Source organism: Bradyrhizobium sp. NBAIM08, assembly GCF_020193935.1.
In the GTDB taxonomy this organism is placed as follows: Bacteria; Pseudomonadota; Alphaproteobacteria; order Rhizobiales; family Xanthobacteraceae; genus Bradyrhizobium; species Bradyrhizobium yuanmingense.
This window is the reverse complement of the sequence record NZ_JADYVR010000001.1, coordinates 183,901-207,701: the sequence shown is the minus strand read 5'-3', so window position 1 is coordinate 207,701 and position 23,801 is coordinate 183,901. Positions and strand designations below refer to the sequence as shown.

Here is a 23,801-nt window from a genome sequence, read left to right as displayed (position 1 = left end):
ATCTGGCGCGCCGAACGGACGGTGCGGAGCGGTCGCCGGGATTTTGAAGGAGAAACGTGATGGCCACGGGTAATTTCGATCTCAACGAAGTGAAGCGTCGCATGCAGGGCGCCGTCGCCTCGCTCAAGCACGAGCTCGGCGGCCTGCGCACGGGACGCGCCTCCGCCTCGATGCTCGATCCGGTGCAGGTCGAGGCCTATGGCAGCCACATGCCGCTCAACCAGCTCGCCACCGTCAGCGTGCCGGAGCCACGGCTGATCTCGGTGCAGGTCTGGGACAAGTCGATGGTCAAGGCCGTCGAGAAGGCGATCGTCGATTCCAATCTCGGCCTGTCGCCCGCGACCGAGGGCCAGGTGCTGCGCCTGCGCATTCCCGAGCTCAACGAGGAGCGCCGCAAGGAGCTGGTGAAGGTCGCGCACAAATATGCCGAAGCCGCCAAGGTCGCCGCGCGCCATGTCCGCCGCGACGGTCTCGACGTGCTCAAGAAGCTCGAGAAGAATCACGAGATGTCGGAGGACGACCAGAAGCGTCACGCCGACGAGGTGCAGAAGGCGACCGACGGCACCATCGCCGAGATCGACCAGTTGCTGGCCGCCAAGGAAAAAGAAATCCTCACCGTCTAAAGCGCGATGAGTATCATCATCGCGCTTTAGGCTATTGTTCGCGCATGATCTTGTCGGAAAACCGCTTCGCACTTTTCCGGATCATGCTTTAAGGCATCGCCTTCATGTCCAACGCCGCCGCGCCCGCAACCGAAGGACCCGACAGGTCCGAGGCGCCTGCGCATGTCGCCATCATCATGGACGGCAACGGGCGTTGGGCGGCCGCGCGCGGTCTGCCGCGTGCGGAAGGGCATCGCCGCGGCGTCGACGCGCTGCGCCGCGTGGTGCGCGCCTCGCACGAGCTCGGCATCCGCTATCTCACCATCTTCTCGTTCTCGTCGGAGAACTGGTCGCGCCCGGCGAGCGAGATCGGCGACCTGTTCGGCCTGCTGCGGCGCTTCATCCGCAACGACCTGGCGAGCCTGCATCGCGACGGCGTCAAGGTCCGCATCATCGGCGAGCGCGAGGGGCTCGAGAGCGACATCTGCGCCTTGCTGAACGAGGCCGAGGAGCTGACGCGCGACAACACGCGCCTGACGCTCGTCGTCGCCTTCAACTACGGCTCGCGGCAGGAGATCGCGAAAGCGGCGCAGAAGCTGGCCCGCGAGGTCGCGGAGGGCAGGCGGGATCCTGCCACGATCGACGCCGAGACGCTTGGCGCGCATCTCGACGCGCCCGACATCCCCGACCCCGACCTCATCATCCGCACCAGCGGCGAGCAGCGCCTGTCGAACTTTCTGATGTGGCAGGCCGCCTATAGCGAGCTCGTGTTCGTGCCGATCCATTGGCCCGACTTCGACAAGGCGGCGCTGGAAAGCGCGATCGCCGAATTTGCCAGGCGCGAGCGCCGTTTCGGCGGCCTGGTTGCGAAGACCGCCTCGTGAACGAACCCGATCCTGCATCGGCGGGCGCCAAGCCTGCCCCGAGCAATCTGGTGATGCGGGTCCTCGCAGCGCTGGTGCTGGCGCCGCTGGCCATCGCGATCGCCTATGCCGGTGGCTGGTTGTGGGCGCTTCTCGTCACCCTGGTCTCGATCGGGCTGTTCGCGGAATGGCTGATGGTGGTGGGCGCAGCATCGGCCGCGCTGACCGGGGCAGGGACGGTCGTGATCGCCATGATGGGAGCCTCCGTCGCTTTCGGCGCGCTCAAGACCTCCGTCGTCACCGGCCTCATTGGCGGTGCCATCGTGACGCTGATCGCCCGGGGCAAGTTCTTGTGGGCGGCGAGCGGGTTTGCCTATGCGGCGGCGGCGCTGCTGGCCTCGATCCTGGTGCGCAAGGATCTCGTCAACGGCTTCTCCGCGCTGATGTTCGTGCTGCTCGTGGTGTGGGCGACCGACATCGGCGGCTATTTCGCCGGACGCAGCATCGGCGGCCCGAAATTATGGCCGCGCGTGAGCCCGAAAAAGACTTGGGCCGGCGCGCTCGGCGGCTTTGCGGCGAGCCTTGCGGTCGCGGCCGGCTTCGCCGCCTCCGGGATCGGAAAGCTGATTCCGCTGCTGCTCGTCGGCGCCGTCCTGTCGATGGTGTCGCAGCTCGGCGATCTCTTCGAATCCGCCGTGAAGCGGCGCTTCGGTGTCAAGGATTCCAGTCACTTAATTCCCGGCCATGGCGGCCTTATGGACCGCCTGGACGGATTTGTCGCCGCCATCCTGGCGGCCTGGTTTATCGGCTTTTTCCGCCATGGTGTGCATAGCGCCGGAAGCGGTCTTATGGTTTGGTGAGGATATGAGCGCCGTTCCCTTGCGTAACAACAGGCTTGCTGCGTCCGACATTCGCAGCGTCACGGTCCTCGGTGCCACCGGCTCGATCGGCGACAGCACGATGGATCTCTTGCGCGCCTCGCCCGAGCGCTACCGTGTCGAGGCGCTGACGGCGAACGGCAATGTCGCAGCGCTCGCCAAGCTCGCCAAGGAATTCAACGCGCGCTATGTCGCGATCGCCGACACCTCCAAGCTCGCCGAGCTCAAGGCTGCGCTCGCGGGCACCAGTACCGAATGCGGCGCCGGCGAAAGCGCGGTGATCGAGGCCGGCGCGCGTCCGGCCGACTGGGTGATGGCGGCGGTCAGCGGCGCTGCCGGGCTGAAGCCGGCGCTCGCCGCGGTCGATCGCGGCGCGCATGTCGCGCTCGCCAATAAGGAGTGCCTGGTCTGCGCCGGCGACTTCTTCATGCAGCGCGCGGCAAAAGCCGGCGCCTGCATCCTGCCGGCCGATTCCGAGCACAACGCGCTGTTCCAGGCGCTGAGCTCAGGCAATCGGGACGAGCTCGTCCGCGTCATCATCACCGCGTCCGGCGGCCCGTTCCGGACCTGGAAGCCCTCAGACATCGAGCAGGCGACGCTCGAGCAGGCCCTGAAGCATCCGAACTGGAGCATGGGCCAGAAGATCACGATCGATTCGGCCTCCATGATGAACAAGGGGCTCGAGGTGATCGAGGCGTCCTATCTGTTCGCGCTCTCGCCGGACGAGATCGACGTGCTGGTTCATCCGCAGTCGATCATTCACGGCATGGTCGAGTTTTCCGACCGCTCGGTGGTGGCCCAGCTCGGCGCGCCCGACATGAGGACGCCGATTGCCCATTGCCTCGGCTGGCCCGATCGCATCAAGGGCCCGGCGGCCAAGCTCGACCTTGCCAAGATCGGCCAGCTGACCTTCGAAGCGCCGGACTTCGAGCGCTTCCCTGGACTGCGGCTGGCCTACGAATCGCTCCGGACCGGGAAGGGCGCGACCACGGTCTACAATGCCGCCAACGAGGTCGCGGTGGCCGCCTTCATCGGCGGCAAGATCCGGTTCGGTGCGATTGCCCGGCTGGTCGAGGCGACCCTTGAGGATTGGATCAAAGGCGGCAACCAGGCGCCCCTGACCTCCGCAGACGATGCAATCTCTGTTGACCATGTTGCGCGAAATAGGGCTGCCGCCCTATTGCCTCAAATTGCCTTAAAGGCATCCTAGTTGGTTCGGGACCAGGGCCTTGCGGCGCTGGGTGAGGGAATTCGATGATCGACTTTTTCGTCCATAGTTTCAATACTTTGAGCCATGGGCTCCTCGGCTACGCGGTTCCCTTCCTGTTCGTCCTGACCATTGTCGTGTTCTTCCACGAGCTCGGCCATTTCCTGGTCGCGCGCTGGGCGGGCGTACGCGTGTTAACCTTTTCGCTCGGCTTCGGCCCCGAGCTGGTCGGCTTCAACGACCGCCGTGGCACCCGCTGGAAGATCTCGGCGATCCCGCTCGGCGGCTACGTCAAGTTCTTCGGCGACGAGAGCGAGGCCTCGACCCCGTCGGCCCAGACGCTGGCGGCTATGTCGGCCGAGGAGCGCGCCGGCAGCTTCCACCACAAGAAGGTCGGTCCCCGGGCGGCGATCGTCGCGGCCGGACCAATCGCCAATTTCATCCTGGGCGCGCTGATCTTCGCCGGAATGGCGCTCTATTACGGCAAGCCGAGCACGATCGCCCGGGTCGACGGTGTCGTCGCCAACGGCGCGGCGGCTGCCGCCGGCTTCAAGGTGGGCGACGTCGTCATCCAGATCGACGGCAAGCCGATCGAGAGCTTTGCCGACATGCAGCGAATCGTTGCGATGAACGCCGGTTCGGCTCTTACCTTCCAGGTGAAGCGCGACGGCGCCGTCGTCTCGCTGACCGCGACCCCGGCGCTGCTGGAGCGCAAGGACCCGTTCGGCAACAGCCACCGTCTCGGCGTTCTCGGCATCGAGCACAAGTCGCAGGCCGGGGAGGCCTCGACCACCTCGGTCGGCGTCGGCGAAGCGCTCAAGATCGGCGTCGAGCAGGTCTGGTTCATCATCACCAGCACTTTCAAGTTCCTGGGCTCGCTGTTCGTCGGCCAGGGCAATCCGAACGAGGTCAGCGGCGTCCTGGGAATCGCGAAAATGTCGGGGCAGGCGGCCAGCGCCGGGTTCCAGTTCGTGATCAATCTCTGCGCGGTGCTGTCGGTGTCGATCGGCCTTTTGAACCTGTTCCCGATCCCGCTGCTCGATGGCGGCCACCTGATGTTCTATGCGGCCGAGGTGGTCCGGGGCCGGCCTTTGTCCGAGCGGACCCAGGAAATGGGGTTCCGAATCGGGCTTGGCCTGGTGCTGATGTTGATGGTGTTTGCGACCTACAACGACATCCTGCGGATGGCAGCTTCCTGATAGGGGCTTTTTTGTGGCGTTGCTGTTGAGCAACGTCTTGGAATGAAATTGAAATTACGGCGCTTTCGGCCGTTTGCGGCGTCGGCGAAATTGGCTACAAGCGGCCTGAACTTGGGGAATCTCCGGACCGGCGTTGGGGTTGGGTCTGGCAGGGAATGATAAGGGCGCGTTGCGCGATGAAGTTTGGACTGCGACTCCGGGGGGGCTTGCTCGCGACCCTGATCTTGTTCGGCGCGCCGGTGGTTGCCCCGGTTGGGGCTGTTTTCGTGTCTTCGTCTGCGCTCGCCCAGACCGTGCAGTCGATTTCCGTCGAAGGGAATCGCCGCGTCGAGGTGGAGACGATCCGCTCCTATTTCAAGCCGGGTCCCGGCGGCCGGCTGGATCAGGCCGCCATCGACGACGGCCTCAAGGCGTTGATCGAGACCGGCCTGTTCCAGGACGTCAGGATCAACCGCGGTTCCGGCGGCCAGCTCATCGTCTCCGTGGTGGAAAACCCGGTGATCGGCCGTATCGCCTTCGAGGGCAACAAGAAGATCAAGGACGAGCAGCTCACTGCTGAAGTCCAGTCCAAGGCGCGCGGCACCTTCTCCCGCGCCATGGTGCAGTCGGACACGCTCCGTATCGCCGAAATCTATCGCCGCTCCGGCCGCTACGACGTGCGCGTCACGCCCGAGATCATCGAGCAGCCGAACAACCGCGTCGACCTGATCTTCACGGTCGAGGAGGGCGTCAAGACCGGCGTCCGGTCGATCGAGTTCGTCGGCAACAATGCCTTCTCGTCCTACCGCCTCCGCGACGTGATCAAGACGCGCGAGACGAATCTGCTGAGCTTCCTCGGCAGCGGTGACGTCTACGATCCCGACCGCGTCGAAGCCGATCGCGATCTGATCCGCCGATTCTACCTCAAGAACGGCTTCGCCGACGTGCAGGTCGTGGCGGCGCTGACCGAATACGATCCGGAGAAGAAGGGCTTCAACGTCACCTTCAAGATCGAGGAAGGTCAGCAATACCGCGTCGGCGCGGTGGATTTCCGCAGCAGCATTCCGAACTTCGATCCGAGCTCGATGCGCGCCTATTCGCGCCTCAATGTCGGCTCGCTCTACAACGTCGAATTGGTCGAGAAGTCGGTCGAGGAGATGCAGATCGAAGCCTCCCGCCGCGGCTATGCCTTTGCCGTGGTCCGGCCCGGCGGCGATCGCAACTTCGAAGCGCACACCGTGTCCGTCGTGTTCAACATCGACGAGGGCCCGCGCACCTATATCGAGCGCATCAACCTGCGCGGCAACACCCGCACGCGCGACTACGTGATCCGCCGCGAGTTCGACATCTCGGAAGGCGACGCCTACAACCGCGCGCTGGTCGACCGTGCCGAGCGGCGCCTGAAGAACCTCGACTATTTCAAGAGCGTGAAGATCACGACCGAGCCGGGCTCGTCGAGTGACCGCGTCATCCTGATCGTCGACATGGAAGAAAAGTCGACCGGCGACTTCTCGGTCTCGGGCGGTTACTCCACCACCGACGGCGCGCTGGCCGAAGTCTCGATCTCCGAGCGCAACCTGCTCGGTCGCGGCCTGTTCGCCAAGGCTGCGGTGACCTATGGCCAGTATGCGCGCGGCTACTCGCTGTCGTTCGTCGAGCCGTACCTGCTCGACTACCGCGTCGCGCTCGGCCTCGACCTCTATCAGCGTGAGCAGAAGTCCAACAGCTACATCTCCTACGGCACCAAGACGCTCGGCTTCTCGCCGCGCCTCGGCTTCTCCTTGCGTGAAGATCTCTCGCTCCAGGTGCGCTACTCGATCTATCGGCAGGAAATCACCCTGCCGGGCTACCTGGCGAACTGTAACAACGTGGTTGGTTCGGCGGCCTTCAATCCCAGCCCGGCCTTCTCTGCTGCCACCGGTATACCTCTGGATCCGTCCACCAACGGCCTCGGCTGCTACAACGATGGCGAAGCCTCGCTGCCGGTGCGCAAGGAGCTCGCCAACGGCAAGACGCTGACTTCGGCGCTCGGCTACACGCTGACCTACAACACGCTGGACAACAACAAGAACCCGACCGACGGTCTGCTCGTCGACTTCCGGCAGGACTTCGCCGGCGTCGGCGGCGACGTCTCCTATCTGAAGTCGGTCGTCGACGCGAAGTACTACACTCCGCTCGTGTCCGACATCGTCGGCCTCGTCCGCTTGCAAGGCGGCATGCTGAACAAGATCGGCACCGATCTGCGCATGCTCGACCACTTCCAGATGGGCCCGAACCTCGTCCGCGGCTTCGCCCCGAACGGCATCGGTCCGCGCGACTTGAACCCGTTCGGCACGCAGGATGCGCTCGGCGGCACCCAGTATTGGGGTGCTTCGTTCGAATTGCAGATGCCGTTCTGGTTCCTGCCCAAGGAAGTGGGTCTGAAGGGCGCGGTCTATGCCGACGCCGGCGGCCTCTACGACTACAAGGGACCGACGAGCTGGACCACCACCAACGAGGTCAATGCGCCGGGATGTATCCCGTCGAGCATCAATCCCTCGAGCACGGGGACCTGCACCGGTCTCGTCTATGACGACAGCAAGGTCGTTCGCTCGTCGGTCGGTGTCGGCGTGATCTGGCAGTCGCCGTTCGGACCGCTGCGCTTCGACTACGCCGTGCCGCTCAGCAAGGGCAAGTACGACCGCACGCAGGAATTCCGGTTCGGCGGCGGCACCACGTTCTAATTCGATCAGCACGGCACGATCCGGATCACCGGAACCGGTTTCGGAAAGGGATCGTGCCGATCCAGGACATGAGGCATGATGCGGCCTGACCGCTTCATGCCGAAGCCGGACCGCGACGGGGTGGAATGGCGCAGCCGATCTTCTTCACAAAGCCGCCTGCCGCAGCGTTGGCCGACATTGCCACGCTGACAAAGGCGCAGCTGGTCGACCCCGCGAGGGGCGGCCACGTCATCACAGGCCTTGCTTCGCTCGACGAAGCTGGCCCGATGCATCTGGCGTTCTTCGACAACCTCAAATACGCCGATCAGCTCAGGGCGACCAAGGCGGGGGCCTGTCTGGTCAGTCCGCGCTTCGAGGCCGAGGTGCCCGAACATGTGGCCGTGCTGCGGGTGGCGCAGCCATTCCGCGCCTTTGTCCGGATCGCGCGGGAATGGCACGCCGACGCGCTGCGGCCGCAATCCTGGGTCGGCAACGACGGTATCGCGCCATCGGCCATCATCGATCCCACGGCCCGGCTCGAGGACGGCGTGGTCGTCGACCCCCTGGCCGTGATCGGCCCGGACGTCGAGATCGGCAGCGGCACCGTGATCGGCGTCGGGGCGGTGATCGGCCCCGGCGTCAAGATCGGCCGGGATTGCAATGTCGGCGCCCGGACCGCTATCCAGTGCGCCCTGATCGGCAACAACGTGCTGATCCATCCCGGCTGCTCGATCGGCCAGGACGGCTACGGCTTCATCTTCTTCGGCCCGGAGGGCCATCTGAAGGTGCCGCAGACCGGGCGCGTGCTGATCCAGAACGACGTCGAGGTCGGGGCCAACACCACGATCGACCGCGGGTCCTTGCGTGACACCGTGATCGGCGAGGGGACCAAAATCGACAATCAGGTCCAGATCGGCCACAATGTGACGATCGGCCGGCACTGCCTGCTCGCGGCCCAGATCGGGCTCGCCGGCAGCCTGACCATCGGCGACAACGTGGCGCTCGGAGCGAAGGTTGGCATCAACAATCACCTCAAGATCGGCGACGGGGCGCAGGTGACGGCGATGAGCGCGGTCAAGGACGACATCCCGCCGGGCGGCCGCTGGGGCGGGCACTTCGCCAAGCCGACCAAGCAATGGTTCAAGGAGATCATCGCGGTTGAGCGGCTGGTACGCGACAGCAAGGCCGATCCGAAGGACGAGGGACGGGAATGACGGCGGAATCACCTGTTAAGTTCGAGCTGGTGGACATCAACGCGATCCTCCAGACACTGCCGCACCGCTTTCCGATGCTGCTGATCGACCGCGTGATCAACATCCGCGCCGATTACAGCGGCATCGGCATCAAGAACGTCACCTTCAACGAGCCGGCGTTCCAGGGACATTTCCCCGAGCGTCCGGTCTATCCCGGCGTCATGATGATCGAGGCGATGGCGCAGACCGCGGGCGTGATCGGCATCAAGTCGGTCGAGGGCACCGAGAAGCCGCGGGCGGTCTATTTCCTCACCATCGACAAGTGCAAGTTTCGCAAGCCGGTGCTGCCGGGCGATACGATCGAGTATCACATGCGCTCGCTCGGCCGCCGCAAGACCATGTGGTGGTTTCACGGCGATGCAAAGGTCAACGGTCAGGTCGTTGCCGAAGCCGACGTCGGCGCCATGTTGACCGATTGAGCGGCACTGGGCTCAGGTGCAATCGTAGCGGCCGCCGGCCGCCTCCCGCCTGATAGTCCGGTTGAAGAACTGGCCCATGGAGGGCGCGACGAGGAGGCGTTCGACCGTATCGGCCGTCACACCGCAATAGCGGTGATAGGCGCCGTTGCTCGCGACGATCAGGTCCTGCTGCGCGCGATCGTAACAGACCCGCTGAAGCACCGTGCTGCGGGTGATGTCCCGGCACTCGAATGTCCGGAGATCGACCAGGCGGTGTTCGCCGGTCTCGACCGCCTCCGACACGATCGGAGTATCCGCGAGCTGCGCCAGCAGAAGGATCAGGGCCCTGACCACGATCGTTGAAGCTCCGCATGAACCTGACGACGGGACGGGAAGGCCGCCTCATCCGGCACTTGAAACACGGCGAGATGATACGTCACTGGACAGATCGGGCATAGTCGCGCTAACCAGCCGAAAACCGAGCGACTTCAATACATAACCCGACCTTCTTGACGAGTAAGATTGGCTTGATGAGCAAGATTGATCCCACCGCGCGGATCGCGGACGGCGCCGTGATCGGCGAGGGCACCGAGATCGGACCCTATTGCATCATCGGCCCGAACGTCGTCATCGGCGCGAACTGCAAGCTGATCGGGCATGTGCACATCACGGCGCAAACCACGATCGGCGACGACTGCACCATCTATCCGTTCGCTTCGCTGGGCACGCCGCCGCAATCGCTCAGCTATCGTGGCGAGCTGACGCAGCTCAGGATCGGCGCGGGCTGTACCATCCGCGAATCCGTCACCATGAACGCGGGTACCGTCGCTGGCGGGGGCGTCACCTCGGTTGGCGACCGCGGCTATTTCATGAACTGCAGCCACGTCGGCCACGACTGCCATCTCGGCAACGACGTGATCTTCGCGACCTCGGCAACGCTCGGCGGCCATTGCGAGATCGGCGACTTCGTCTTCATCGGCGGGCTGTCCGCCGTGCATCAGTTCACCCGTATCGGACCGCAGGTCATGGTCGGCGGCGTGTGTGGCGTGCGCGACGACATCATTCCGTTCGGTCTCGTCAACGGCCAATATGCCGTGCTCGAAGGCCTCAATCTGATCGGCATGAAGCGTCGCAAGTTCACCAAGCAGCGGCTTGCCACCGTGCGTGCGTTCTACCAGAAGCTATTCCATGGCGCCGGCACCTTCGCCGAGCGGCTGGAGGCGGCGCGGCCGCTCGCGGGCGAGGACCCCGCGATCGCCGAAATCCTCGACTTCATTGGCAAGGGCAAGCGCCCGCTCTGTCTTCCCGCCATCGCGAAGTGATCTTGAAATGATCTTGGAGTGATCTTGGGATGGCCGCGGGCACGACATCGGCGGCTTTGCAGGTTTCGTCACCGGTCGGCATCGTCGCCGGGGGCGGAGCCATGCCGTTTGCGGTCGCCGAGTCGCTCGCCGCGCACGGCATCACGCCGGTGCTGTTTCCGCTACGCGGGGCCTGCGATCCCCAGCGGGTGGAGAAGTACCGGCATCGCTGGATCTCCGTCGGCCAGCTCGGACGCGCGATGCGGCTGTTCCGCGAGGAGGGCTGCCGCGACCTGATCTTCATCGGCACGTTGGTGCGGCCTTCGCTGTCCGAGATCCGGTTCGACTTCACGACGCTGCGCCTGCTCGGCAACGTCATCCGCGCCTTCCGTGGCGGCGACGATCATTTGCTGTCGGGTGTGGGCCGCATCCTCGAGCAGGACGGCTTCCGGATGGTCGGCATCAAGGACGTCGCGCCGGATCTCCTGATGCCCGAGGGCTGCATCAGCCGCGCCTGGCCGAGCGATGCCAGCAAGGCCGACATCGCACGCGGCCGGGCGGTGCTGACCGCGCTCGGCCCGTTCGACATCGGCCAGGCCGTGGTCGTGATCGATGGCCACGTGGTGGCGGTCGAGGACATCGAGGGCACCGACGCGCTGCTCGCCCGCGTCGCGAGGCTGCGCGAGGAGGGCCGCATCCGCGCCGCCACCGGACGCGGTGTGCTGGTGAAGGCGCCGAAGAGCGGCCAGGACCTGCGCTTCGACCTGCCGACGATCGGTCCGCGCACCATCGAGGGCGTCGCGGCTGCCGGCCTTGCCGGCATCGCCGTCATCGCGGGCAACACCATCGCCGCCGAGCCGCAGACGATGATCGCGCTTGCCGATGCCAAATATCTCTTCGTCATCGGCCTGCCCGCGTGATGTCGCGTGATCCCAAGCGGAAGATCTTCCTGATCGCGACGGAGGAGTCCGGCGACAGGCTCGGCAGCGCCTTGATGAAGGTGCTGCGCCAGCGCCTCGGCGACGGCGTGCAGTTCGTCGGCGTCGGCGGCCGCACTATGGCGCGCGAGGGCCTGGAATCGCTGTTTCCGATCGAGGAGCTCTCGATCGTCGGGTTTGCCGCGGTGGTGCAGCAATTGCCGAAGATCCTGCGGCTGATCCGGCAGACCGCCGACGCAGTGACCGAGGCCGCGCCCGACGTGCTCGTCATCATCGACAGCCCCGACTTCACCCATCGCGTCGCCCGCCGCGTGCGCGCGCGCAATCCCGCGATCCCGATCGTCGACTACGTCTCGCCGCAGCTCTGGGCATGGCGGCCAGGACGGGCGCGGACCATGCTCGGCTATGTCGACCACGTGCTCGGCCTGCTGCCGTTCGAGCCCGAGGAATACCGCAAGCTCGGCGGCCCGCCCTGCAGCTATGTCGGCCATCCCCTGATTGAGCAATTGGGCTCGCTGCGGCCGAGTGCGGAGGAGCAGGCGCGCCGCGACAGTGAGCCGCCGGTGCTGCTGGTGCTGCCCGGCAGCCGCCGCAGCGAGGTCAGGCATCATCTCGACGTGTTCGGCGCAACGCTCGGTCGCTTAAGGGGTGAGGGCTGTGCGTTCGAACTGATGCTGCCGACCATGCCGCATCTCGAAGCCACCATCCGCGAAGGCATCGCGAGCTGGCCGGTCAAGCCTCAGATCGTGATCGGCGAGAACGAGAGGCGTGCGGCCTTCCGCATCGCTCACGCCGCGCTGGCGAAATCCGGCACGGTGACGCTCGAGCTCGCGCTGTCGGGCATTCCGATGGTGACGGCCTATCGCGTCGGCGCGATCGAGGCGTTCATCCTGCGACGCGCGATCCGTGTCTCCTCGGTGATCCTTGCCAATCTCGTGATCGGCAAGGATGTCATTCCCGAGTATTTGCAGGAGGAATGCACGCCGGAGAAGCTGGCGCCGGCGCTTCGGGACGTGCTGACGGAGTCTCCGCTGCGCCGGCAGCAGGTCGAGGCCTTCGCCAGGCTCGATCAGATCATGTCGACCGGCAACACATCGCCGAGCGTGCTCGCCGCCGACATCGTGCTCGCAACGATGCGCCAGGGTCGGCGAACGAGCCAGGGTGTTTCATAGAAGTCTGCTTGAGCCGCCCCCTCCAAAGCGTGAGCTGCCCTCCAAAGAGCAGACGCCAAGAAACGCAACAGCGAAGGCGTGAGTTACGCTAAAGCGACGTGGATCACTCCTGTTGCGAAGGCAGACTAAAGTGAAACGCCGCCCCCTGTGGTTCATTGGCACCAGTCCAAAGTCGTCCTCCGTGCGCCTCGATGATCGATTGGCAAATCGACAAGCCCATGCCGGTTCCGTCCGGCTTGGTGGTGTAGAAGGGCTCGAACAGGCGGTCAACGATTGCGACGTCAAGTCCAGGTCCGGTATCCCGTACGGCGACAACAACGAGATTTGAAGCATCTGCAGCCGTGCTGATCCGCAGCTCTCGTCCGCCAACGTCGACACAGTTCATTGCCTCGATCGCGTTGAGGATCAAATTGAGAACCACCTGTTGCAGCTGAACGCGATAGCCCTTCACGAGCGGCAAGCCCGGAGCGAGGTCGGTCTGGATCGAGACATCATGTTTGAGCAGCTCGCTACGGGCGATGGTGATCACGTCCAGGATTGCACCATTGACATCGACGCTCTCCTTCGGCGCCGGAGCTTTCTTGATCAAGGAACGGATCCAACTGATGATCTCGCCGCCTCGCTTGGCTTCTGTGACGATGGATACGAGCGCCTGCTGTGCCTTTTCGAAATTCGGAGATTGTGTTCCTAGCCAGTTCAGTGCGGCCTCTGCGTTGCAGAGCACCGCGGTGATTGGTTGGCTTAGTTCGTGTGTCACCGAAGCCGTGACCTGGCCCATTGCCGCCGCGCGATTGGCGTGTGTTAGTTCAGCTTGCATCTCGCGGAACGTCTCGGCGGTTCGCTTGCGTTCGGTGATGTCGCGGCTCAGACAAATGATTCGTGACTGTCCGACTTCGCAGAACTCGCGCATACGAACTTCGACGGGAAACACAGTGCCATCCTTTCGGCAATAGCGCCTCTCGAGCGTAGCGATGCCGCCGGCCTTGAGACGCTCGCGGTTGCGACGCCAAGTCGCTTCATCCATCTCCAGATCGAACAAGGCCGCAGTTGCCCCAACCAGTTCGGTCCGGCTGTAGCCGAGACTTTCGCAGGCATTCCGATTCACATCGAGAACGTGACCATCTTCACTGTGCAGCATGAACGTATCGGTCGCGTGGTCCACGAAGGTACGGAAACGGGCCTCGCTCTCGATCAGCGCCTGTTCGGCGCGCTTGCGCTCCGTGATGTGGCGCCCCACACCTCGGTAACCCACGAAGTTCCCTGTCTTGTCAAAGATGGGCAGCCCAGAGACGGAAATATAGCGCTTGCCGCCGTCGGGCATCGGCCGCGCGAGCTCGAAATCGCGAAACGGGAGGTGAGCGTCGAGTATCTCGCGGTGTTTGCGCCAGCCATCTGCGTCAGGTTCGAGATACGGGATCTCCCATCGTGTCCTGCCGATCTCGGAGACCGGCGGCTCGGGAAGCGTCTCGGCGAACTCCTGGCGGATGAAGCGATGCTCCGCGTCCGTTTCCCAGTACACATCGAAGGAGAATTGCACCAGCGTGCGAAAGCGCTCCTCGCTCTCGCGCAGTGCCTCCTCGGGGCGCTTGCTCTCATTCGAATCGAGGGCGACCGACGGCACTTCAATCGCATGTTGCATGATCATCTCTTGCTCACGCGTGATGGATCAATCGACAGATTTCTCATGCCGGATCGCGTCTCCCGGAGCCGGTCAAGATCGATCGGGAATATGCCTTTGGCGACTATACTTCCATATACAGGGCTTCTCTATAGCGACGTGGCTGTGACGACCCCGAGCCGAAACAACGCGAGCTAAAACCCGGTTTCATCAACGCATGCGTGTGAGGTGGGCCCTGCTTCTTGTCTCGCGGGTGGCCGACGCTCATTTGCAAAGTAACGACGCGGCCGACATGGACGGGAGAGCAAGGACGTTCGTGGTGAGCTCTTAACCAGTGTTTCTGACCGCCTCAGCCAGAATGGCGTAAAGCTGCTGCCGGCTGAATTCCTTTGGCAGCTCCCTCTCTGCTGTACTCGGCGACACCCTCCGCGCGATGGGACGGGCGCAGGCGGCCGACGACGGCCTCAGCTTCGGGGCCGGCCTTATCTGGGGCTGCGCTGTGGGCGGCTTGTGGCCGCGCTTCAGGCCCAGACGGTTCAGCATACCGCATACCGCGTTACGACTGCAGCCGAGATGGCGCGCAATCTGCGCCGCGCTCTGCCCCGCGGACCAGAGCCTTTTGAGAAGCGCTATGTCTTTCGCATCCCAGCCCATGAGAGATAGTATAACGGCGACTGCCAGACACCGGCTAGTCTAGTCTTCGTCCGGCTCGCGCACGACCGCCGGTTCGTCGGCATCATCTTGCTCATCCTCGTCTTCGTCCTCCTCGTCTTCATCCTCCTCGTCTTCATCGGGATCCCTGGGTGGCATCACGATGCGCATCCGCATGAGCAGTTTCCTGGCTGTGGTGGAAAATGCTTCGGAGGTGTGTTGCTTCATGGCATTGTGCTCCTCGAAAATTAGCGCAGTCGCCAGATTCTTGGCCGGCATATGCCGGTGCCGGGGCGCGACCGCCGCAAACGCGATGCAGGTCGGGTAGACTGCACGATCAGCGGGCGGCGGGCCATGCAACAGGCAGCGTTTTCGGCTACTTGATGCCCGAGGACCCATTGGGCTCTAAGTTCACCAAAACCTCGCCGGCAGCGATTTCAGGAACTCCAAGATCGAGGTCGGGTAGACTGGCTTGAACAAATGCCAGTATCTTGGCGTTCGCTGCGTTGGCGCTTTCGCGGTCGTCAAATATCATCACCGCGATACCGACACCGTCGCCCGCATCCAGCACATGGTAAGATTTGAATCCCCGCGATTGTCTTAGGATCTCACCGACGCCGCTCTTGGCGCGACGAGCGGCGTCGGCGACCGAACGAACCTTACTGTACTTGCGAATGACCATGTACATGGGGCCACCACGCGCCATACGCTCCTTCGCATCAAAGCATTTCGGTCCCGCTCGGACTAGTGCCAACTTCCGGGATGGGCCACAGCGTCCGGCTGGCGGACCGCAACGCGCCTGTCCAATGAGCCGTCCTCGCCCGAAGCGGCGAGGTGCTGAGGCTCAGGAGCCCTCGAACTTGAACGATACGTTGAGCTTGGCGCGATAGGCCTCAACTTTTCCCTTGTCATCCAGCTGCATATCGAGCTTGACGACCTCTGCAATGCGGAGATCTCGGAGAGATTTAGCAGCTTGCTCGACTGCGTTAGCGGCCGCCTTCTCCCATGAGTCGCTGCTGGTACCGACCAGTTCAATGACCTTGTAGACGCTATCGGGCATGTTCGTCCTCCCAATCGCTAGGACCAGGAAGTCTAGCACTGGGATCTCGACGCTGATACATCTCGGGATGCCGCGGAAAGGGTCCGATTGGCTGTCACTTTCCTGTTCGATCCAAAAGAAGAACTCGGGTCGTCCTGTCGGAAATTATGTTCGCATTTTCAGCCCGAACGAACGCGGACAGGTATCTTCTTCGCGCTCTCCGGCTTCCGAGTATAATTTTGCGCGCCTAAGTCGTCATTGCCGCCAAGGTTCCGATCCATGAAGCGATGGCACCGCGTAAGCATCAGCAGCTTGGTGATTGCCCTGAGTCTGGTGTGTGCCGGGGCCCTGGTGGTCAATCAATCGCACGTGCCATCAGAAGCCATAGCCTCATCGGTCACACGTACTCCGGAGCTTATTGAGCGTGCGTGGCACCTGCCCGTGGCAGCAACATTTGAAGGACACGTTGATTGGCAGTCAAATGGCTCTCGCTGCGGACCTGCCGCTGTTGCAAATGCGTATCGGTCCCTTGGCGAGGCGGCAAGGACGGAAGGCAAGGTGCTGGCCGGGACGTGGAGTTGCTGGACAGGCGTATGCATTATGGGGCTCACGCTTGACGAACTGGCCAACGTCGCCCAGTCCAACACCAGCCGGAAAGTTACTGTCTTGCGCGATCTCAGCGAAAACCAGTTTCTGGAGCATCTCCGTCGCTCCAACGATCCGCGGCGACGTTACATCGTGAATTTCGATCGCGCTCATATTTTTGGTGCTGGTAGTGGACACCATTCCCCAATTGGAGGCTATTTCGAAGCCGAAGACCTCGTTTTCGTGCTCGATGTCAATTTCGATTTCCAGCCGTGGCTAGTCGAACGGAAGCGGCTGTTCGACGCTGTAAATACGTTTGACGGCGATAAGAAGAGGGGACTGCTGTTCATAGAGTAACATCCCGCTCCAGGTCGCACCGTGGCCCTTAGCCGGATAATTTGAGGCAGCTTGGATGTCGGCTATCGGCGGTGGACAGAACGCGGAGGCCGTCCTTGCCTCGACTGGCGCTTGTGCGCCCTATGACGGCCCGCCACTTGCCCGCGGGGTCTCGCTCCACGCGTACACTGAGCGCGACATACTGACCCCGGGAGGACATTTGGGCGGCAACCAGGCGGACGACACGCTAACCCGGGACCGCATGCGACCCGTGAATTGGCCACTTCCGGCGCCCGCGCAACTCGCCGTAGACGCAGAGCAGGCCGAGTGTTCTATTTCGGAGTGCCGGTCTGGCTACCCGAACCCGTGGTCTGCTCACTTCCCGGTCGGCCCGGAGGATGCGCCGAAGCGGCCGGCTTGTCTTGATCGGCCACGTATCCGGACTCTCCGGAGTTGCGGGTCTTGATCCCTTTGTCCGCATCGCGCTGCATCTGCTCGTTGGGCTGGCCAGCCTTGAGCTCCCGGTCCACGTCGCGCTTCATCTCCTCCTTGGTTTGCTCACTGGGTGCGGCCTTTTGCTGTTGGGCCGTTGCTTGGAAGCTCATTGCGCTTCCGGCAACTACAATCAATGCGAGAATTGCTGTTCGCATGCTTCTCCTCCACGGCTTGCTCCGGCCCCTAAACGCGCGAACCTCCCAAGGTTTCCTAGTTCCAATCACTATTGTCGAACGTCACGTAGGGCTAAGCAAAGGGCACTCGAACGGTCTTATGCGCACCGGCCTAGGCGAGTCCGCCATCAACCCTGAAACACTGGCTGGTGATGCGCTGGCTTTCGTCGGAGGCGAGGAACAGTGCCATATTGGCAATGTCTTCGGGCGTTACCGCATCGGGCACCGCCTGGCGCGAGCGTATCTCGGCGATGACCCGATCGTCCGGATACCACAGCCTGCGCTGGCGCTCGGTGATGACCATGCCCGGCGCGATCGCGTTGACGCGAATGCGGTCGGGACCGACGGAGCGCGCCAGCGAGTTGGTGAAGCCGACGATCGCCGCTTTCGCCGCGGCATAGACCGGCAGCGCCGGCGCGCCGCGCATCCAGGCGATCGAGGACATGTTGATGATCGAGCCGCCGCCGCGCGCCTGCATCTGTGGCACCACCGCTTGTGCCGCGAAGAAGACGTGCTTGAGATTGACGCCGATCATCCAGTCGAACTCGGACGGCGTGACCTCGGCGAGAGTCTGGCGCTGATCGTTGGCGGCGTTGTTGACGAGAACGGCGGCGTCGCCAAGCGAGCGGCGGGCTTCTGCCATCGCGCTGCGCAGGGCATCGATGTCGAGGAGATCGCAGGGCACGAACAGCGGCCCAGGCCCGGACGAGGCCGCTATTTCCCGCACCAGGGCTTCGCCGGCGTCCTTATCGATGTCGAAGAAGGCGACCCGGGCGCCTTGGCCCGCGAAGGCCCGGACGAAGGCGGCGCCGATGCCGCTGGCGCCTCCGGTGATCAGCACCACGCTGCCGGCTAGGCTGGAATAGGTCGTCTTCGTCATGCGATCAGGCGCTCCGTCTCGGGGTCGAACAGGCAAATGCGGCGGGTGTCGAGCGCGAAGGCGGCGGACGTGCCGGGCGCGGGGCGGATATCCGGCGAGACTCGTGCCATCGCGGGCTCGCCGCCGAGCCGCAGGAGCACCATCGTCTCGGCACCGGTGGGCTCGACCAGCTCCACCGGCGCCTCGACGAGGACAGGCGCTTCGCTGGAAAACGTGCGGCTCCCCTCAGCGATGCATTCCGGCCTGATTCCGAACACCACCTTGCGCCCGACAAAGCGTGCTGCGGCGTCGTACCCCGTAAGGCGCAGACGAAGCTCGTCGGGCCGTCCCGCGCCGATCACGACGACCGGACCGTCATTTTCGGCCTCGAGCCGCGCCGGCATGGTGTTCATCGGCGGCGAGCCCATGAAGCGTGCGACGAACAGATTGGCGGGATAGCGGTACACGGTGTCGGGATCGGCGAATTGCTGCACGCTGCCCTGATGCATCACGGCGATCCGCGTCGCCATCGTCATCGCCTCGATCTGGTCGTGGGTGACATAGACGATGGTGGCGCCGATGCGCTGATGCAGGCGCTTGATCTCCATCCGCATCTCGACGCGCAGCTTGGCATCGAGATTGGAGAGCGGTTCGTCGAACAGGAAGAGTAGGGGATTGCGCACCAGCGCGCGTCCCATCGCCACTCGCTGGCGCTGGCCGCCGGACAATTGCGAGGGCTTGCGGCCGAGCAGCGGCTCGATCTGGAGCAGTTTTGCGACGTTGCCGACCGCAGCGTCCTGCTCGGCTTTGGGAACGTGACGGCATTCCATGCCGAAGGTGATGTTCTGGCGCACGGTCATCGAGGGATAGAGCGCGTAGGATTGGAACACCATGGCGATGTCGCGGTCCTTCGGCGCGACGTCATTGACGACGCGGCCGCCGATTTCGATCGTTCCCGCGCTCGGGCGGTCGAGCCCGGCGACGATGTTGAGCAGGGTGGACTTGCCGCAGCCGGACGGGCCGACCAGCACGGTGAACTCGCCGCTCTCGATGTCGAGCGCGATGTCCTTCAGCACCTCCAGATTGGCGTAACGCTTGGACAGGGCGCGAATGCTCAGTGCTGCCATGACAACTCCATCATTTCACGGCCCCGGCAGTCAGGCCGCGGACGAAGTACTTGCCGCCGAGCAGGTAGATCAACAGCGTGGGCAGCGCGGCGATGATCACCGCTGCGCTCTGCACGCCATGCTGCGGGATATCCGCGACGGCGGCGGACAGCGCGATAAGCGCTGCGGTGACGGGCTGCTGCTGGCCGGTGGTGAACGTCACGCCATAGAGGAACTCGTTCCAGATATGGGTGAACTGCCAGATCACCGTGACGATCAGGATGGGACCTGAGAGCGGCAGGATGATGCGCCAGAAGATGCGGAAGAAGCCGGCGCCGTCGATGCGGGCGGCCCTGATCAGTTCATGGGGAATGGCGACATAATAATTCCGGCAGAACAGCGTGGTGAATGAGAGCCCCTGAATGGTGTGAATCAGCACGAGGCCGGTCAGGGTGTTGATGAGGCCGACGTCCCGCAGCACGATGGTCCAGGGCAGCAGGCGCATCTGCTGGGGGAGGAACAGGCCAAGCGTCACGATGCCATAGATCCAGTTGTCGCCTCGGAAGCGCCAGAGCGAGACGGCGTAACCGGCGATTGCGCCGAGCAGGGTGGAGAAGATCGTGGCGGGAATCGTGACCAGCGCGGAGTTCAGCATGTAGGGCCGGATGCCGGCGCAGGTCTCGGCGACACAGAAGCCGCTCCAGGCTGCGGCGTAGTTGCTCCAGGCCAGATGCTGCGGCCAGCCGATCATCGATCCCTGCGCGATCTCCTCGTTGGTCCGCAGCGAGTTCAGCACCACGACCACGAGCGGCGCGAGCCAGGCCGCGGCGATCAAGAAGACGGCGAGATAGATCAGGATCCGGGTCGGTGCGAAGCTGCGGTCAGGCATAGGCGCCTCGCCGTCGCTGGATGTATCGCCACGCCGCATAGGGCAGCAGCACCGCGAGAAGAATGAGCAACATCAGCACGGCCGCCGCCGCGCCGCGGCCGAGCAGGCTGCGCTGGAACATCAGGTCGTAGACGACGAGTGCCGGCAGCTGGGTCGCGATTCCCGGTCCGCCGTTGGTGAGCGCGCGCACGAGGTCGAAGGTCGAGATCGCGAACTGCAACTGGATCACCACGACGGTGACCGTGATCGGCCACAGCGACGGCAGGATGATACGCCGGTAGGTTCGGACCGGTCCCGCGCCGTCGATCTGCGCGGCCTTGATGATGTCGGGATCGACCGAGCGAAGGCCGGCAAGGAACAGCGCCATGGCAAAGCCGCAGGATTGCCAGATCGCGGCGATGACAATGGTCCAGATCGCCATGTCGCGGTCGATCAGCCAGTCGAACTTAAAGGAGGTCCAGCCGAGGTCGTGCACCAGCTTCTGGATCCCGAGACCGGGATTGAGCAGCCAGCTCCAGACCGTGCCGGTGACCACGAAGGACACCGCCAGGGGATAGAGGAAGATGGAGCGCAGCACGTTCTCGCCACGAATGCGCTGATCGAGCAGGATCGCGAGGATGAGGCCGGTCGCTGCGCTCAGCAGCACGAAAGCGCTGCCGAACAGCAGCAAATTGTCGAAGGCGATTTGCCAGTTGCGCGATGCCGTGACCGCCGTGTAGTTGCGCAAGCCGACCCAGCCCGCAACGGGAACGAGGGTGGACGGCGTGAACGAGATCCAGATCGTCCAGAGCGAAAACGAGACGAGGTGCGCCGCCGACAGCAGCAGCGGCACCCAGATCGTCAGATATTCGGGCAGCCGGCGCACCCATTCGGGAAGAGCCGGCCGGCCCGGCCTCATCGTGGCGGCATTGCTCAACGCGCGCCCTCGACGGCCTCGGCGAGGCGGGTGGCTGCCTGCTCCGGCTTGATCGTCTTGTTCTTCACGTACTCCGTGATTACGTCGATCATCGCCGCGGTCATTCCGTTTTCCTGCGCCATGTTGTGCGCCATGCTGAGGACGGCCTGATTGCTGGCGATGGCCTCCTTCAAGGCCTTCGAGGTTGTTCGTTGCCCCTCCGACCAGCCTTCGCCTGATAGATCGACGTCAGTGCGCACGGGGATGGAGCCGGTGATCTGCGAGTACATGGTCTGGATCGCCGGATCCATGACGAGCTGAGCCATCAGGGTCTGGCCGGCTTGCAGGTCCGCCTCCTTGCGCTGCCAGAAGATGAAGGCGTCGGCATTCAACAGGAAGACCGGCTTGCCGTTGTCGCTCGGGCCTGGCGCAATCATGAAGTCCTCGAGCTTGAATCCGGCATTGCGCAACACGCCCTGCGCCCATCCGCCCATGATCATCATGCCCATGTCGCCGTCGATGAAGCGCTTCAGGTTGGTCGAGAAATGCTGGGCGCCGACGTTGGGGTCCATCCAGTCGGCGATCTTGCGCACCTGGGCGAACGCGGCCTTGATCTCCGGACCCTCGAGGGCCTTCTTCTCGAGATTCATGATGGCCGCGCGATAGGCGAGCGGACTGATGCCCGCGAGAGCCGCCTCGAATTTCTGTCCGTCGTCCGGGCGGGTGCCGCCATTGGCGATGGGAGAAGCGACTCCGCCCGCCTTCATCTTTTCGGCGAGGTCGTTGAAGTCGGCCCAGGTGACGGGGACCTTGTCCGCCTTCGCCTTGTCCATCGCGCGCTTGGACAGGAAGAGCATGTTGGTGCTGTAGATCTGTAGCGGCAGCGCAATCCATTTGCCGCCGGGCTTGTGCAGCTTTGCAAGGTCCGGAGCGACAACCTTCTCGTAGCCGGCGGCCGCGACGAGGGCATCGAGATTTACGGTGGGCGCAATCTTCGACCAGGCCGCAATCTCGGGCCCCTTGAGCTGCGAGCAAGCCGGCGGATCGCCGGCCATGATCTGCGCGCGCAGCTTGTTCATCATCTCGGTGGTGAAGCCGGGGACGGGCGAGTGCTGCCAAACGCCGCCCTTCTCCTCGAATTTCTTGCCGAGCGCCGTAATGGCCGCCCCGTCGCTGCCCGCCGACCATTGCGAGATCGCGGTCAGTCGCGGCTTGGCCGCGCCTTGCGCGCGGGCAAGGTGCGGAAATGCGAGCGCGGCAGCGGAGCCAGCGAGCAGACGACGCCTTGTTGTTGTGATCGGCATGGCAGTTCCTCCCGGTGTGAAATCTTTCGCGCTTTATAGGCCGTTTGGGCTCAGCGCATGTCAGGCCGCCTCCGTCGATGCCGCGGGCATGCCGCCACGGCTGGCGAGACAAAAGGCGGCGAAGGCGAGCGCAGCCTGCGGATCGTTGCCGGTCGACGGCGGCACGAAGGCGAGGGAGACCTGCGCCAGTTTGCGTCCGCCCAGCAGGCAGGCGTCGATGCCATCGACCAGTGCTTGCCGATCCTCTTCAGCGAGAAGCGACGGCCAGCCGCTGATTGCAACGCCGCCGCACGGCTTGACGTTCAGCGTATTGCCGATCGCAAGGCCGAGCCGGAACAGCCGACGGCGCAAATCCTGCCGCACGCGCGATGAGATCGGGACCGTGTTGACCCATTCGTTGCCGAGCTGGAGCAGCTCGGTCTCGGAAACGCCGAGAAGCGCAGCCAGCGCGGGAATCGACGTATAGGCCTCGACGCAGCCGTGATGTCCGCAGCGGCAGCGCGGTCCGTCAGGCCCGAACACCATGTGGCCGAGCTCGATCGGCTGCAGAGCATCGGTCTCGGCCGGATCATCCATCCAGGCGCCGGCGACGCCGTGGCTGACGAGCACGAACAGATGCGTGTCGTTGAACGGGTAGTTTTCCGTGCGGCAGCGGTTAAAGGTGGCATGCGCGACGACCGAATTGGTGAATTCGAGCGGCACGCCGGCGAACATCTCGCCGAACATGTCGCTGATGCGAGCGACGTCGCAGGGAATGATCGGATTGGCCGATATGCTGAGACGGCCGAGGCCGGGAATCGAGACGCCGATCTGCGAGAGGGTGATCCGGCGGCGCCGCGTCCAGTCGCGCAACAACGTCATCGCTTCGCGAAATGCCCGGCCGACGGTCTCGACGTCAGGCGTCTTCGGGAGCGGCACACGCTCGGTGTAGTGCAGCTCACCCGACAGGCCGCCGACCCCGACGCTGAGCCGCTGCGTCGTCAGCTCGAAGGCTGCCAGCGCCACCGCGTGGTCCAGCGACACGAGACCGGTCGGGCCGCCGACGTAAGGGGCAGGGCGCCGCACCTCCTCGATCAGGCCTTCGGCCTTCAGGTCAAGCAGGATGCGCGACAGGCTCGCTTCCGACAGACGCACGGCCTTGGCCAGTGGCGGACGAAACGAGCCGCCCGACTGAAGCAGATGAGTCAAAATGGCAGCGCGCGTCTGCCGCCGACTTCTCGGCTGCTCCGGCATTTCCATCCCTGTCGTCATTCTTACTTAGAGTAAGAATGCGCGCGGAGCATTTCGGCTGTCAAGGCGCTTGCCGCCGTGAGCATGGACTTGTTGTTGTGCGCGGCAGCACGAGGAAAGTGCGGGCGC

Annotated in this window: 25 protein-coding genes; 12 read left to right on the top strand and 13 right to left on the bottom strand. The window is 64.0% G+C overall.

The genetic code is table 11. The features are described 5' to 3' along the window. Positions 1-59: 59 nt before the first annotated feature. The 8 genes from frr to fabZ all read left to right on the top strand — a co-directional run bounded on the left by frr (position 60) and on the right by fabZ (position 9,102). The gene (frr, locus tag I6F37_RS00995) at positions 60-623 is read left to right on the top strand and encodes a ribosome recycling factor (RefSeq protein WP_025036556.1); all 564 of its coding nucleotides are present in this window, start codon (positions 60-62) and stop codon (positions 621-623) included. Positions 624-727: 104 nt separating this feature from the next. Then, positions 728-1,486, top strand: coding sequence for an isoprenyl transferase (locus I6F37_RS00990; RefSeq protein WP_036010029.1), 759 nt, complete (start codon positions 728-730; stop codon positions 1,484-1,486). Further along, the gene (locus I6F37_RS00985) at positions 1,483-2,325 is read left to right on the top strand and encodes a phosphatidate cytidylyltransferase (RefSeq protein ID WP_036025246.1); all 843 of its coding nucleotides are present in this window, start codon (positions 1,483-1,485) and stop codon (positions 2,323-2,325) included. Before I6F37_RS00990 ends, I6F37_RS00985 begins: the two co-directional genes overlap by 4 nt. Before the next feature lie 4 nt (positions 2,326-2,329). Next, entirely contained in the window at positions 2,330-3,553 is a 1,224-nt protein-coding gene (gene dxr, locus I6F37_RS00980) for a 1-deoxy-D-xylulose-5-phosphate reductoisomerase (RefSeq protein WP_225125195.1), read from the top strand. 44 nt (positions 3,554-3,597) lie between these two features. Continuing rightward, positions 3,598-4,749 (top strand): RIP metalloprotease RseP, encoded by a 1,152-nt coding sequence (gene rseP / locus I6F37_RS00975; RefSeq protein WP_225150038.1) that lies wholly within the window; start codon positions 3,598-3,600, stop codon positions 4,747-4,749. Between the two features lie 176 nt (positions 4,750-4,925). Further along, the gene (bamA, locus tag I6F37_RS00970) at positions 4,926-7,451 is read left to right on the top strand and encodes an outer membrane protein assembly factor BamA (protein WP_036010019.1); all 2,526 of its coding nucleotides are present in this window, start codon (positions 4,926-4,928) and stop codon (positions 7,449-7,451) included. A gap of 125 nt (positions 7,452-7,576) precedes the next feature. Further along, the gene (gene lpxD, locus I6F37_RS00965) at positions 7,577-8,644 is read left to right on the top strand and encodes a UDP-3-O-(3-hydroxymyristoyl)glucosamine N-acyltransferase (RefSeq protein ID WP_036010017.1); all 1,068 of its coding nucleotides are present in this window, start codon (positions 7,577-7,579) and stop codon (positions 8,642-8,644) included. Further along, positions 8,641-9,102 (top strand): 3-hydroxyacyl-ACP dehydratase FabZ, encoded by a 462-nt coding sequence (fabZ, locus tag I6F37_RS00960; protein ID WP_036010015.1) that lies wholly within the window; start codon positions 8,641-8,643, stop codon positions 9,100-9,102. Before lpxD ends, fabZ begins: the two co-directional genes overlap by 4 nt. 12 nt (positions 9,103-9,114) lie before the next feature. Here the strand turns inward: fabZ and I6F37_RS00955 are convergent, their stop codons facing one another. After that, a complete protein-coding gene (locus tag I6F37_RS00955; RefSeq protein WP_225140032.1) occupies positions 9,115-9,435 on the bottom strand; it encodes a KTSC domain-containing protein in 321 nt (106 codons plus the stop codon). 176 nt (positions 9,436-9,611) lie between these two features. On the opposite strand from I6F37_RS00955, the gene lpxA reads away from it, so the two are divergent. The 3 genes from lpxA to lpxB are packed head-to-tail and all read left to right on the top strand — an operon-like array spanning position 9,612 to position 12,492. After that, a complete protein-coding gene (gene lpxA / locus I6F37_RS00950; RefSeq protein WP_036025239.1) occupies positions 9,612-10,403 on the top strand; it encodes an acyl-ACP--UDP-N-acetylglucosamine O-acyltransferase in 792 nt (263 codons plus the stop codon). A 29-nt stretch (positions 10,404-10,432) separates the two neighbouring features. Continuing rightward, positions 10,433-11,302: an LpxI family protein gene (locus I6F37_RS00945; RefSeq protein ID WP_036025237.1), complete on the top strand. Its 870-nt coding sequence runs from the start codon at positions 10,433-10,435 to the stop codon at positions 11,300-11,302. Next, positions 11,302-12,492 carry a lipid-A-disaccharide synthase gene (lpxB, locus tag I6F37_RS00940; RefSeq protein ID WP_109143618.1) on the top strand — a complete coding sequence of 397 codons (1,191 nt, stop codon included), beginning with the start codon at positions 11,302-11,304 and terminating at the stop codon, positions 12,490-12,492. Before I6F37_RS00945 ends, lpxB begins: the two co-directional genes overlap by 1 nt. Positions 12,493-12,595: 103 nt before the next feature. On the opposite strand, the gene I6F37_RS00935 is transcribed toward lpxB, so the two are convergent. The 5 genes from I6F37_RS00935 to I6F37_RS00915 all read right to left on the bottom strand — a co-directional run bounded on the left by I6F37_RS00935 (position 12,596) and on the right by I6F37_RS00915 (position 15,821). Continuing rightward, positions 12,596-14,137, bottom strand: coding sequence for a PAS domain-containing sensor histidine kinase (locus tag I6F37_RS00935; protein ID WP_225150036.1), 1,542 nt, complete (start codon positions 14,135-14,137; stop codon positions 12,596-12,598). 300 nt (positions 14,138-14,437) lie between these two features. Next, positions 14,438-14,764 carry a GcrA family cell cycle regulator gene (locus I6F37_RS00930; RefSeq protein ID WP_036010004.1) on the bottom strand — a complete coding sequence of 109 codons (327 nt, stop codon included), beginning with the start codon at positions 14,762-14,764 and terminating at the stop codon, positions 14,438-14,440. A 39-nt stretch (positions 14,765-14,803) separates the two neighbouring features. Next, positions 14,804-14,989, bottom strand: a complete 186-nt coding sequence (locus I6F37_RS00925; RefSeq protein WP_036025247.1) for a hypothetical protein — start codon at positions 14,987-14,989, stop codon at positions 14,804-14,806. A 148-nt stretch (positions 14,990-15,137) separates the two neighbouring features. Beyond that, positions 15,138-15,449, bottom strand: a complete 312-nt coding sequence (locus I6F37_RS00920) for a hypothetical protein (protein WP_057030484.1) — start codon at positions 15,447-15,449, stop codon at positions 15,138-15,140. Between the two features lie 156 nt (positions 15,450-15,605). Continuing rightward, positions 15,606-15,821, bottom strand: coding sequence for a dodecin family protein (locus I6F37_RS00915; protein ID WP_035699963.1), 216 nt, complete (start codon positions 15,819-15,821; stop codon positions 15,606-15,608). A 258-nt stretch (positions 15,822-16,079) separates the two neighbouring features. Between I6F37_RS00915 and I6F37_RS00910 the strand changes: the two genes are divergently transcribed. Next, positions 16,080-16,742: a phytochelatin synthase family protein gene (locus I6F37_RS00910; protein ID WP_036009995.1), complete on the top strand. Its 663-nt coding sequence runs from the start codon at positions 16,080-16,082 to the stop codon at positions 16,740-16,742. 311 nt (positions 16,743-17,053) lie between these two features. On the opposite strand, the gene I6F37_RS00905 is transcribed toward I6F37_RS00910, so the two are convergent. The 7 genes from I6F37_RS00905 to I6F37_RS00875 all read right to left on the bottom strand — a co-directional run bounded on the left by I6F37_RS00905 (position 17,054) and on the right by I6F37_RS00875 (position 23,681). After that, positions 17,054-17,371 carry a hypothetical protein gene (locus I6F37_RS00905; protein WP_141697647.1) on the bottom strand — a complete coding sequence of 106 codons (318 nt, stop codon included), beginning with the start codon at positions 17,369-17,371 and terminating at the stop codon, positions 17,054-17,056. A 130-nt stretch (positions 17,372-17,501) separates the two neighbouring features. Continuing rightward, positions 17,502-18,269, bottom strand: a complete 768-nt coding sequence (locus I6F37_RS00900; RefSeq protein ID WP_225150034.1) for an SDR family NAD(P)-dependent oxidoreductase — start codon at positions 18,267-18,269, stop codon at positions 17,502-17,504. After that, positions 18,266-19,375, bottom strand: a complete 1,110-nt coding sequence (locus tag I6F37_RS00895; RefSeq protein WP_225150033.1) for an ABC transporter ATP-binding protein — start codon at positions 19,373-19,375, stop codon at positions 18,266-18,268. The genes I6F37_RS00900 and I6F37_RS00895 overlap by 4 nt, the downstream gene beginning before the upstream one ends. A 10-nt stretch (positions 19,376-19,385) precedes the next feature. After that, positions 19,386-20,243, bottom strand: coding sequence for a carbohydrate ABC transporter permease (locus I6F37_RS00890; protein WP_036010046.1), 858 nt, complete (start codon positions 20,241-20,243; stop codon positions 19,386-19,388). Further along, entirely contained in the window at positions 20,236-21,159 is a 924-nt protein-coding gene (locus tag I6F37_RS00885; RefSeq protein ID WP_225150031.1) for a carbohydrate ABC transporter permease, read from the bottom strand. Before I6F37_RS00885 ends, I6F37_RS00890 begins: the two co-directional genes overlap by 8 nt. After that, the gene (locus I6F37_RS00880) at positions 21,156-22,442 is read right to left on the bottom strand and encodes an ABC transporter substrate-binding protein (protein WP_036025220.1); all 1,287 of its coding nucleotides are present in this window, start codon (positions 22,440-22,442) and stop codon (positions 21,156-21,158) included. The genes I6F37_RS00885 and I6F37_RS00880 overlap by 4 nt, the downstream gene beginning before the upstream one ends. 60 nt (positions 22,443-22,502) lie before the next feature. Then, the gene (locus I6F37_RS00875) at positions 22,503-23,681 is read right to left on the bottom strand and encodes an ROK family transcriptional regulator (RefSeq protein WP_225143515.1); all 1,179 of its coding nucleotides are present in this window, start codon (positions 23,679-23,681) and stop codon (positions 22,503-22,505) included. Between the last annotated feature and the right edge of the window lie 120 nt (positions 23,682-23,801).